We start from the raw sequence: 12032 nt of genomic DNA on the forward strand, positions 1-12032 counted from the left end.
CGGAAGTCTTGTAGTCAGGGCTTCCGCCTTCTTGTTCAAAGGAGCTCTCCCTATGCAAGTGCTTAAACTCAGTGCCCCTTTGGAAGCGGGGAAACGACGATGGTTTTTTGATCCGAAATGGATCATCATTCTTGCCATCGTCGGATTCCTTTTGGTCTTCCAGGTGTTTCCCCTGCTCTATTTGGTGTTCCGGGCCTTCTTTTCTACGGGAAGGTTCTCACTTGAGGCTTTCAAGCGTGTATACACCTACCCGCTGAACTGGTCAGCTTTGACCAATACCGTCATAGCTGCTTCCTTCTCGATGATTTTTGGAGTCCTCATAGCCTTTCCGTTGGCATGGCTGGTAGGACGGACGAATCTCTACGGGAAAAAATTCTTCCGCACCCTCTTCGTCGCCACCTATATGGTGCCTCCCTACGTTGGAGCCATGGCCTGGATGCGCCTGCTCAATCCCACTGTCGGGTCGATGAATATGTTTCTCATGAAAATCTTCAACCTGGGCTCCGCCCCGTTTGATATCTATACCATGGGAGGCCTGATCTGGGTGTTGACCGGATTCTACTACCCGTATGCCTTCATCACCATCAGCCGCGCCATGGAGAAGATGGACCCATCCTTGGAGGAGGCCTCACGAATCTCCGGGGCAAGCCCTCTGACTACGCTGCGTACCATCACCCTTCCCATGATGCTCCCTTCCATCGTTGCGGCAGCCCTTTTGGTGTTTGTAGCCGCAGGTTCGTGCTACGGCATCCCCTCGATTATCGGAGTTCCCGGGCAGATCCATACGGTTACCACCCGAATCATAGACTTCGTCTATATCGGCAGTCAGGAAGGACTCACCGATGCCACAACCCTTGCGGTCTTTCTCATGCTGATCGCCAATGTCGTACTCTATCTCTCCACCTTTTCAATCGGCAAGAAGCAGTACATCACCGTCTCCGGCAAGTCGACCAGACCCAATATCGTGGACCTGGGAAGGTGGAGAATTCCCATCACTTTGGTGGTTGTCGCCTTCGCCCTGATCGTGGTCATCATCCCCTTTGTGACTGTTGCCCTTTCCAGCATCACGGTGAACCTCGGTGAATCGGTATTCTCCGAGGGAAACATCACCTGGCGGTATTGGGAACGTATTTTCACCCGAAAATCCATCCTCAGCTCTGCAAGAAACAGCTTGATTTCCGCAATAATGGCAGCCTCATTCGGTCTTCTGATCTCCTGCATGATGGCATACCTGCTGGTGAGGACCAACATCAAGGGCAAGAAAATCCCAGATTTCATGATCACGGTGGGAAGTGGAACACCGAGTGTCGTCATCGCCCTCTCGTTGATCATGTCCATGAGCGGGAAGTTCGGCATCAACATCTACAATACCCTGACCATCATGGTCATCGCCTATATGATCAAGTACATGATGATGGGTATGCGTACAGTGGTAAGTGCCCTGTCGCAGATCAGTCCATCCTTGGAAGAGGCCTCCCAGATATCGGGGGCATCATGGCTGAAGAGCATGAAAAACGTCACCCTGCCGCTGATCGCCCCCGCCTTGGTGGCTGGTTGGTTCTTGATTTTCATGCCCTGCTTCTATGAATTGACCATGTCCACCCTGCTCTATTCAACCAACACCAAGACGCTTGGGTATGAGCTGTTTACCTACCAGACCTATCATAACCAGCAGACCGCCTCCGCTTTGGCCACTGCGATCCTGTTCACCGTCTTCGGGATCAACTGGTTGTTGAACAAGCTTACCGACGGTGAATTCTCAATCTAAACGAGGTACATGATGTCAAGCATACTCATCAAGGATATTAAAAAAGCTTTTGGAGAGGTAGTGGTCCTCTCCTCCTTCAATGCCGAATTATCCGACGGGGAGTTCGTAACCCTCCTCGGCCCTTCGGGGTGCGGCAAAACCACGATGCTTCGGATGCTCGCGGGCTTTGAAAAACCCACCGAAGGGGAGATTTACATCGGTGATAGGGAGGTGAGTTCGACCAAGAATTTCGTTCCCCCCGAACAAAGGGATATCGGCATGGTATTCCAGTCCTACGCTGTCTGGCCGCATATGACGGTATTTGAGAATGTCGCCTATCCGCTGAAGATGAAAAAAATGCACAAGCAGGAGATCAAGACCTTGGTCGAAGAGGTTTTGGAAACCGTCCATCTCTCCCAATACGCCCAACGCATCCCCAGCCAACTCTCGGGAGGACAGCAACAGCGTGTAGCCCTGGCCCGGGCATTGGTGGCAAAACCTCAGTTGCTGCTGTTGGATGAGCCGCTCTCCAACCTCGATGCAAAACTGCGCGACTCAATGCGTTTTGAGATCAAGGATATCCAGAAACAGCTGGGCATCACCGTTGTCTATGTCACCCATGACCAGATGGAGGCCATGACGATGAGCGACCGCGTCATCGTCATAAACAAGGGAATCATCCAGCAAATCGGGCCTCCTACGGAAATCTACCGTCACCCGGCAAACCAATTCGTCGCTGATTTTGTGGGAAAAATCAACTTCTTGGAGGCTGTCAGCAAGGACAAGGTCCTCACCCTGAAGAAATCGGGGCAGCAGCTGCCGTATGAAGGACCGTTGGAAGGCGATGTGGTGGTAGGCATCAGACCGGAGAACCTGCGCTTCGTTTCGATAAAGGGAGACTTCACTGGAACGCTCTTCAGCAAGTTCTATCTGGGCGATGTCAATGACTGCCGCATCGATCTCGGGGGGGAGCAGATCCGCGTCATAGCTGAACCATCAAGCTTCGATACCTGCAAGGTAGGAGACACCTACCAGCTCAGGGTGGAAGAGTTCACTGTCTTCGAGGACAGCGGAGATGACTCACATACCAAGATTCTTACATAAGAGGATCATACCATGGCACAAGATCTACGAATCATTACAACCGGGGGCACCTTCGACAAGCAGTACGATGCGATCAGCGGCGAGCTCACGTTCCGCGAATCGCAGCTGCCAAGGATTCTTGGCCAGTCACGCTGCACCATGACCGTCCACCTGGAAGGCCCGCTGGCGGTGGACAGTCTCTACATGACCGAGGAGCAACGTCATGAAGTGGCGAAAACCTGCCTGCATAGTGCCGAAGACAAGATTATCGTTGTGCACGGCACCGACACCATGTGCAATACGGCGAAGGTGATCGCTGAGACGTTGGGAGAAGAGAGTAAAAAAACGGTCGTTCTCACCGGCGCCATGATTCCCTACTCTCTCGAGGGCTCGGATGCAGTCTTCAATCTTGGAACGGCGATTGCATCAGTCCAGCTGCTCCCGCCCGGGGTCTATCTGACCATGAGCGGGAGAATTTTCAACTGGGACAACTGCCGCAAGAACAAGGAAAAGGGAATCTTCGAGACCATCACCTAGGCAAGGGTCTTTGGCAGGTATGCTTGATGGCAACCTGCCGTTTATTCTCTGCAGAAGCGAGCAGGCTGCACATCACCTCGACCACATGCCGGGTAAGCTCACCGCTTGCCCGGTGTTTCTTTGTATCGGCAAGAGCAAGGGCGATATCTGCAACACCCAGGCCACGGGAGTTCTCAGCATAGTCAAAGAGCAGGGGAATCTCCTTCCACTCCTTTGTACCCTTGGTGCAAAAGAGCACCGGACCACCGAAGGTATTGGGGTCGGGAACCTGCAAGGAGCCTTCACTGCCGTAGATTTCCATGCGGGGCATGCTATGATGCCATACATCAAAACTGGTGACCAGGGTGGCTACCGCCCCACCTGCAAAGTGCAGGACTCCTGCGACATGGGTAGCAACATCCACATCGATGACCTCCCCTTTCTTGGGCTCGCTGGTTATGGTTCTTGTTGCAAAGCTCTTTTGTGCATAACCGGTCACCGAGTCGACAGGACCGAGGAGATTCACCAAGGCGGTGATGTAGTACGGGCCCATATCAAACAATGGCCCGCCGCCTTGCTTGTAATAGAATTCCGGGTCAGGATGCCAGCTCTCATGACCATGGTTCATCATGAAGGCAGAGGCTCCAATCGGCCTTCCGATCCAACCATCGTCGATGAGCTTTCGGCAGGTCTGAATGCCTGCTCCCAAAAATGTATCAGGAGCCCCTCCGAGGATCAGACCCTTTGAGGAGGCCAAGTCCACAAGCTCGGAGGCTTGTTCAACAGTAAGGGAGAGCGGCTTTTCCACATAGACGTGCTTGCCCGCCCCAAGGGCTTGCTTGCAAAGGCTGTAATGACTCTGCGGCGTGGTAAGATTGAGCACCAAGTCAATCTCGGGATCCGCCAGCATGGCCTTCACATCTGCATACTGCCGTATCTTGAACGTCTGCGCTATTTCGGCTGCACGCTGAGCAAGCAGATCGACCACACCCACCACCTGTACCACAGAGCTGAACATCTTGGTCAGGTTTTCCAAGTAGATACCGCTGATCTTCCCGACTCCAATAATTCCTACTCTCAGTTTTTTCATATCAGAACATCTTCCTATCACTTGCAAATCGATCAATGCCCACACCTTGCTCTTGAGCAATCCGTTTACCTTCGGCAGCCCACAAGAGGCCGCGTTTCATCAATGTCCAAGCCTCAGGAATGTCAAAGACATCATCGTGGTGCCCCAAGGAGTTGTAGAATACCCGACCGTATCCCCACTTCTTTGTCCAGACGACAGGCATCTGTACGACTCCGTTGGTGGAATGGTACCAATCGACGGTGGGGAAAGTAGTAGTGGCAAGGACCTCCACGGCGGGGTCGACATGCAGGTAGTACTGCTCGCTGCAGACAGCAAAATCCTGCACATCCCGCGTCAGTTCACTTGAGCTGTGCTTGATGTGCACCCGATACGGCACGCCATCGGAGCCAGGGTGTGCTACCCAGTTGCCTCCCATGATGAACTGCCAAAGCACGTTGGTGCGAAACGCATCGCACATGCCACCATGGCATCCTGCCACTCCGACTCCGCTGCCGATTGCATCGGCAAGATGGTTGGTCAATTTGGAGTGCAGTTCCCCCATCGTCCAGATGGGTATGAACAAATCGAGGCTGAACAGATACTCCCTGTCCTGCAGGATATCAAGAGAACGTTCGAGTTGCACCTCAAAACCAGATTCTCCCAAAAACGTGGAAAACCGCTTTGCCACCAATTCCGGTTGGTGGCCATCCCAGCCACCGACCAATAAGAGAGCTTTCTTCTCTGCCATACTTTCTCCTTACTCCAATTCAGTATAGTGCAAGAATGCAAAATCCGCGCTCTTGGAAAATCCCGTCATATCTTGAGCCGAGAGCGTGAAGAATGCACCGGTAAAGGCTGTATTGTCCAACCTATCATCACTGATGCGCAGTGCATCACTGTCCTGTCCGTATTGGATGTACCGCTCTCCATCCAAGGAGTAGAAAAACCTGACAATTCCGTAGTCGGTCTCTATGCGAAGATACAGCGATGTCGTTTCTCCCAGCGCAACCGGCTCGAATGGTTCGTCATACTTGCCGTTGTCGCAACTGAGGATGCAGACCACCTTACCAAGAGCCTCGTCATGACTGAACCTCAGGTAGTAGTACTGACGTGTCCCGTAATAATAGGAAAGACCAGCCATGTGTTTATACCAGGAGGGATCGAATTCGACCTTGGTGGTGACAATACACCTGAAAGCCTGCTGCCTGCGCCCTACCAAGGCCTGGGTGAAGGTGGAGTTCGGACTCTCCTTGCCATACAGACGCAGATACCCCTTGCGCGCTTTCAGTGAAAGGGTGTCCTCTGCGAGGGGTATGCGCAGTGTCTGGAAATCCAGAGGGAGCTTGTCCTGATCGAACGAGTAGTGAATATCAACCGGACCTGCAGGGGTTGCATCAAATGGAGACTCAAAGAAAGCTCGTGGAGCATTGCCGCCACCCTTGATCCTCGGCCACAAGTCCTCATCGAAGACAATATTCTGGATGGAAGTCTCCCGTCCAAGCATACAGTGCTTGTCCACCGGACGGCCGCAGAGATGGACCATCGCCCACTCACCGTTTTGCATCTGCACCAAGTCAGCGTGACCGGCTTTCTGGATTGGAAGGTCCGGTCTATCCCTGCTGGTAACCAAGGGATTGCCCGGCATCTCCTCGTACGGACCTTCAATATGCTTCGAACGTGCCACCGACTCTGCATGGTTGTAAAAGGTACCTCCTTCTGCAACCAACAGGTAGTAGTACTCACCGATGTGGTAGAGATGGGGACCTTCGGTCCATCCCAGTTCGGTTCCTTTGAAAATAAGCTTGGGGTTCCCTACACATGCACCCAACCTCATGTCGAACTCTTCCAGCAGGATGCCGGCAAACCGGCTGCGCCCTTTACGGAAATCGGTGGACATGGTAACGACATACTTGCGCCCGTCATCATCATGGAAAAGCGAGGGGTCGAATCCATAACTGTTGATGTAGACCGGCTCGCTCCAAGGACCGGTGATTGCAGGAGCGGTAACCAAGTAGTTGTGTGTATCCTTGAAGTGATCCTTGGTATGTACGATGGTGTACAGCAGGTAGAAAGTTCCCTTGTCGTAGGAAAGGCAGGGCGCCCACACTCCGGTGGAATCGAGACACCCCTTCATATCGAGCTGGCTCACCCGGTCAAGCGGCCGGGTAAGGAGCGTCCAGTTCACCAAGTCCTTGCTGTGGTGAATTTGTACCCCTGGAAACCATTCGAAGGTCGAGGTGGCAATAAAATAGTCATCCCCCACCCTAAGGATGGAAGGATCGGGATTGAAGCCTTTAAGAATTGGATTCTGTACTCGCGTCATGATATCTCCTTGTCAGCCCTTGAGGGCGCCTTGTGTCAAGCCGTTGATGACTCGGTCCTGAGCTACAAAATAGAAGATGAGGACCGGAAGCGAACCTACCAGTATGGCGGTAAGCACTGCAGGAATGTTGATCGTCTGGAAGCCGTAGAAGTCACGGATGCCGAGGGAAAGCGTCTTCTTTGAGCGGGTGTCGATCATGACCAGGGCGTAGACAAACTCATTCCACATGGTCAGAAAGGTGTAGACACCGACTGTCGAGACTGCAGGACCGGACAGAGGCATCACAATTTTACGATAGATCAGAAAGAGCGAACCTCCATCAATCTTGGCAGCCTCATCAAGCTCCTTGGGCATCTCCTTGAAGAACTGGGTCATGATGAAGACCGAAACAGGAATATTGAATGAGATATACGGCCCGATGAGGGCGAACAGTGTATCATACACACCAATGTTGATACTGAGCGAGTAGATGGGAATCAACGTGGTATGGATGGGAATCATCATACCGGCTACGACGAGAAAGAAAATGCCCTTGGTGACTTTGAAGGAGAACTTGGCAAACACAAAAGCCATAAGAGAGGATACAAGAATAACCAAGGTGACACCGCTGACACTGACAATCAGACTGTTGATGAAGTATTTCAGAAATGTCGGGGCAAAAACCAGCTTGTAGTTGCCGAAAAAGAGTTTTTTCGGAGGCTGCCAGATATTCATCATATACTCAGGAAGGCTCTTGAAACTGTTGAATACCAGAAACAGCAAAGGGAAGCCGGTAAGAATGAGGACCACAATGCAAAAGAGATAGATGCCGGCCTTAAACAGTTTATCGCTTACAGGTTCTTTATTCATATCAATGAGCCTCCCTCACCCTGGTGATATAGAGGAAGATACAGGCAAAAAGGAAACAGATGATGAACATCAGGCCTGCAATGGCCGAGGCATACCCCATGCTGAATTCCACGAATCCTTTCTTGTACATATAGGTGGCCATGAGCTCGGTGGCACCACTGGGTCCGCCACCGGTCATGATGTAGACCAAATCAAAATATTTAAGAGATCCTACCATCGACATGACCGCACTGGTTCTGAGTGTGGGCACCATCAACGGCAAGGTGATCTTCCAGAATGCCTGATAGCGGTTTGCACCGTCGATCGTGGCTGCTTCATACAACTCGGTGGAGATGTTGGTCAATCCTGCTTTGAGAATGATCATGTAGAAGGGAATGAACTGCCAGCAGATGACGAACAGGACTGCAGGCATTGCGGTACGCACGTCGGCAAGGAAGCCGATAATGTAATCGCCCAGTCCAACATGTTGCATTACATAGGCAAGGATTCCGAACATCGGATCGAAGAAGAGCTGCCACATGATGCCGGTTGCAACGGTGGAGAAGAGCATGGGAAGAAAGAAGATGGTACGGAAGAAACGCGTACCCTTGATTTTGCTGTTCAAGGCAAGAGCGATGAGCAGTGCGAAAGGAAGCTGGATGACGATGGAGGTGATCATCAGAATCAAGTTGTTTTTTACCGCCACTCCCATCATGGGATCTTGAAGGAGCTTCAGATAGTTCCCAAGCCCGACAAATCCAGAATTCTGGCTGATACCCGTCCAATCCAAGGTAGAGAACTGGAAGGTCATGACAATGCCGTAGAGATTGTAAATCCCATAAAACAGGAGCCCCGGCAGCAAGGCTGCCACAACAAAGAGAATCTCCCTATGGTTTGTTGCACGACGTTTAGTTTGGACCATGAATACGTTCCTTATGCTGTAGAGAGGGAGGCTGAAAACCAGCCTCCCATCATGGGTGATTTCAATCCTTACTTCTTGGCGGGACCTAATACTTCCACAGCTTTCGCCTCCACCAGCTTTGCAGCCTGGGCGGGAGTCATGGTCAAACCAAACAACGCTTGTGTGGTATCCTTATGCACTTCTGCGAGGGCAGGAGGCATATACTGGTCGTAGAAGTTCTGCATGACTTTTGCACTCATGAGCACATCATACTGCTGCTGGATGAGCGGATCATTGATTACGATGCCCTTGACACCAGAAATCATGCGGGACCCGTCGATCATGTCTTGACCATATTCAAGGTCGGAGAGCGTGACAAGCAGCTTGAATGCTTCATCGGGATACTTCGTTCCTGCATAGACGTGGATGACATTTCCGCCGCCCACAATCTCGTCGGCAGAACCCTTTGCACCCTCGATGACCGGGAACTTGAACAGGCCGAGGTTGTTCTTGTAGAAGTCAGGAGCCTCATTGATACAGTTTCCAAGCAGACCGTTGGTTTGGATGATGTGTGCAGCCCTGGAGCTGTAGAACAACATTCTCGATCCACCGGTGTCGTAGTTGATACCGTTCATACCTTCAGGATAGTAACCCTTGCGGACCCATTCCTGAATCTTTTCACCGGCTTTGATGAAACTCTCATCCTCGAACGTCTTTCCATTCTCCCGATTGAATGCATCGATGAAGACCTGTGCCCCGCCGTAGCGCATCGAGAGGTAAATGAAGGTGATGGCCCCGGGCCATTTGCTTGCATTACCGAGTGCAATGGGGATGATGCCGTTGGCTTTTAGTACGTCACAGTTGTGCTCGAACTCTGCAAGCGTTGTGGGTACCTTCAGACCGTACTTATCGTACAGCTGGCGGTTGTAGTATACAGAAGAAGGTCCGCAGGTAATTGGAAGACCATAGATCTTGTCTCCACTCATACTGATGGAGATACCGGGTTCGAGATAGTTTTTGGCAACACTCTTCACCTGTTCGGAAATATCAAGCACTTTGCCTGCTTTGATGAACTCCTCCATCCAGCCGCCACCCCAGGTGATGAACAAGTCGGGTGGATTTCCTCCGCCCATCGCTGTCTTCAGCTTGGTCTTGTAGGGATCGTTCTCGATTGCCTGATCAACCACTTTGACGTTCGGGTTTGCCGCTTGATAGCGGGCAATAGCCTTCTCCATGGTAGCTCGTCGGGTGGCATCAACGCCGATGTGCCAGACATTCAGCGTAATCTGTTCGTCTTTGGCTGTTGCTTCAGGGGCCCCTGCTGCAAACAACAGGGACATGCCCACTACCAAAGCCAGCGCCAAGGTACTCAATTTCTTCATGCTGTAACCTCCTTATCAGGTAACGCATCATGTACTATTGCAAGCCACACAGACCTGCATCCTTTTGTATATTCAGTGTGGGGGCGTTTTGAGCAGATAAGAATGTCTACTATATACATTACATATGTTTTATTGATTTTTTACTAATAATTCGTTTATTTATATCAAATGTATTACTTTCTAAATCTTTTCTTAATATAAATATACAAATAACCACAAACCTAGATATTACATATGTAATATAGATTTATGGCTGAGATTGAAACCACTGGAATGTCGTTCAGGCTTGTCTGTGCCTACCTTCCTAAATACCCTCCGTCCACCGGAAGCATGATGCCGCATACGTAATCGGAGGCATCACTGGCAAGATATACTGCAGCTCCCGCCATATCCCGGGGCTGCCCCCAGCGTTTGGCAGGAATACGCTGACTGAGTTCTGCAAACCGCTTCTCATCCTCGACCAACGCTGTGTTGATCGGGGTAGCCATGTAACCGGGTGCAATGCAGTTGACGTTGACACCCAGGGCCGAGAGTTCATTGGACATGGTTTTGGTCAGCTGCATGATTCCGCCCTTGGCAGCACAATAGGCAACCGTATAAACACCGGCTGCAACGGAATTGACACTGGCAGTGTTGATGATTTTGCCCTTGCCGAGAGCGACCATCAAACGAGCCGCCCACTGAGCGAGATCAAAAACAGAAGTGAGGTTGAGTTCAATGACCTTGTCCCAATCCTCGATGGGGAACTCGAGGACCGGATGGCGGATCTGGATACCGGCATTGTTGACCATGATATCGAGCTTTCCGGCCAGCCGATTTTCAATGGCCGACTTCAGTCTTGCGCGATCGGCCCGATCCAGCAGGTCGGCACACATGCCTTCGGCCAGCAGGCCTTCACAGCGAAGCTGCAGAGCCTTCTGCTCGACCTCGGGATTCACATCGACGAGGATGACAAAAGCTCCCGCCTCTGCAAGGCCCTCTGCCATCCCCCATCCCAGACCTTGATAAGCGCCGGTTACTACTGCATTCTTTCCAGTCAAGTCAAACGGGTTGTGTTTCATACTGCCTCTTCATGCTTGCCAAGGGATTCCACCCGTCATTGATGAATTGGTCGATGGTGCGGTTGCTGCTGCCGTAGGTGATGAACTCTTCGACCTGCATCCCATCCTCCTCATACGCCTTCCTGAATTCAGCAAGCGTCGATAATCTTCTGATCACAGCCTCATCAACGGGCTTGTCAATCTCCGTTTCGAAAGGCCCCTTGAGAGCAAGCAGCACCCCCTGAATCTTCACTGAAATGGACATAATCATTTTAGCCCCGCTTAAGGCGGTGATGTGGTAGGCACCCCGGCAGCCTGCAGGCATGAGATACGTCTCATACCCCCGCTCGGCATACAGATGGTATGCTTTCTTGATGCAAGCAGTCCCAGCCTGGCGGATGTCCGACTCAGACACGTCGGCTTGTTGGTCCTGGGCGACATCGCGAAGGTAGTCGTCCAGCCTCCCCACCATGAGAACGGCAATCGTAAGCGGGGTTTTGAGACCGTTTTTTCGAGCCCTCCCAATGCCTCGTTTTGCAGCTTCAGCAACAGCAAGCGCCTGGGGTACGGTAAAACCAACGGTCGCAGCCACATTGTATCCAAGGGCTGCACACTCCTCATAAGCACGGATGCCGGCCTTGGTAGCAGGCAGCTTGATCACCACATTGGGGAACCATGCTGCAAACTGCTTTGCCTGGGCGAGCATGTATGCATAGTCACCGCACTTGTTGGGATTGGTTTGTGCGCATACATACCCGTATCCGGGTCGCTGTTGTTGATACAGGGGCTTGAGGGTTTCGGCATAATGGCCGGTAACCGCCTTGACCAAACCAAGCACTTTCTCATCACCGCCAAGCGCCATGGCACCCTGGATTGCATTCCGCCATTGAGCAGGTTGACTTGACAGCGTCTGATTGACCAAAAACGGGTTGGTGGTCATACCGACCGCGCCCCACGATAGAGCGCGCTCAAGTTCATCCTTGTTGGCAGAGTCATGCCACCACATCGAATCTGTTTGGTTTGCCAGCCATTGAAGATAGTTCATCAAGTCCCCTTACTGTCCGATCGCGGTGCCGCTCAGCTTCGCATAGTAGCGTGCCAAGGCGCTGTGGTCGTCGCTTCCGAAGCCGTCGGCGTGCAGCG

Annotated in this window: 11 protein-coding genes; 3 read left to right on the forward strand and 8 right to left on the reverse strand. The window is 51.9% G+C overall.

Translation table 11 applies throughout. From position 1 onward, the window contains the following. Window positions 1–52: 52 nt before the first annotated feature. The 3 genes from B3K89_RS03855 to B3K89_RS03865 are packed head-to-tail and all read left to right on the forward strand — an operon-like array spanning window position 53 to window position 3367. Window positions 53–1768, forward strand: a complete 1716-nt coding sequence (locus B3K89_RS03855; RefSeq protein ID WP_293892378.1) for an ABC transporter permease — start codon at window positions 53–55, stop codon at window positions 1766–1768. Window positions 1769–1780: 12 nt separating this feature from the next. Then, window positions 1781–2851, forward strand: a complete 1071-nt coding sequence (locus B3K89_RS03860; protein ID WP_293892375.1) for an ABC transporter ATP-binding protein — start codon at window positions 1781–1783, stop codon at window positions 2849–2851. A 12-nt stretch (window positions 2852–2863) separates the two neighbouring features. Further along, on the forward strand, window positions 2864–3367 hold the full coding sequence (locus tag B3K89_RS03865; RefSeq protein WP_345907088.1) for an asparaginase domain-containing protein: 504 nt from the start codon (window positions 2864–2866) through the stop codon (window positions 3365–3367). Here B3K89_RS03865 and B3K89_RS03870 read toward each other — a convergent pair. The 8 genes from B3K89_RS03870 to B3K89_RS03905 all read right to left on the reverse strand — a co-directional run bounded on the left by B3K89_RS03870 (window position 3360) and on the right by B3K89_RS03905 (window position 11934). Further along, entirely contained in the window at window positions 3360–4436 is a 1077-nt protein-coding gene (locus B3K89_RS03870; RefSeq protein WP_293892372.1) for a Gfo/Idh/MocA family protein, read from the reverse strand. The genes B3K89_RS03865 and B3K89_RS03870 overlap by 8 nt on opposite strands. A 1-nt stretch (window position 4437) precedes the next feature. Beyond that, window positions 4438–5163, reverse strand: coding sequence for a ThuA domain-containing protein (locus B3K89_RS03875; protein ID WP_293892369.1), 726 nt, complete (start codon window positions 5161–5163; stop codon window positions 4438–4440). Window positions 5164–5172: 9 nt separating this feature from the next. Beyond that, complete coding sequence (locus B3K89_RS03880) at window positions 5173–6738, reverse strand: glycoside hydrolase family 43 protein (RefSeq protein WP_293892366.1); 1566 nt, start codon at window positions 6736–6738, stop codon at window positions 5173–5175. 12 nt (window positions 6739–6750) lie between these two features. After that, entirely contained in the window at window positions 6751–7587 is an 837-nt protein-coding gene (locus B3K89_RS03885; RefSeq protein ID WP_293892363.1) for a carbohydrate ABC transporter permease, read from the reverse strand. 1 nt (window position 7588) lies between these two features. Then, entirely contained in the window at window positions 7589–8488 is a 900-nt protein-coding gene (locus tag B3K89_RS03890) for a carbohydrate ABC transporter permease (RefSeq protein ID WP_293892360.1), read from the reverse strand. A gap of 68 nt (window positions 8489–8556) precedes the next feature. Next, window positions 8557–9849: an extracellular solute-binding protein gene (locus B3K89_RS03895; RefSeq protein WP_293892357.1), complete on the reverse strand. Its 1293-nt coding sequence runs from the start codon at window positions 9847–9849 to the stop codon at window positions 8557–8559. A gap of 296 nt (window positions 9850–10145) precedes the next feature. After that, window positions 10146–10910, reverse strand: a complete 765-nt coding sequence (locus B3K89_RS03900) for an SDR family oxidoreductase (RefSeq protein ID WP_293892354.1) — start codon at window positions 10908–10910, stop codon at window positions 10146–10148. Then, the gene (locus tag B3K89_RS03905; protein ID WP_345907089.1) at window positions 10891–11934 is read right to left on the reverse strand and encodes a transaldolase family protein; all 1044 of its coding nucleotides are present in this window, start codon (window positions 11932–11934) and stop codon (window positions 10891–10893) included. The genes B3K89_RS03900 and B3K89_RS03905 overlap by 20 nt, the downstream gene beginning before the upstream one ends. Between the last annotated feature and the right edge of the window lie 98 nt (window positions 11935–12032).

This window comes from Sphaerochaeta sp. UBA5849, from assembly GCA_002432715.1.
Lineage (GTDB): Bacteria > Spirochaetota > Spirochaetia > Sphaerochaetales > Sphaerochaetaceae > Sphaerochaeta.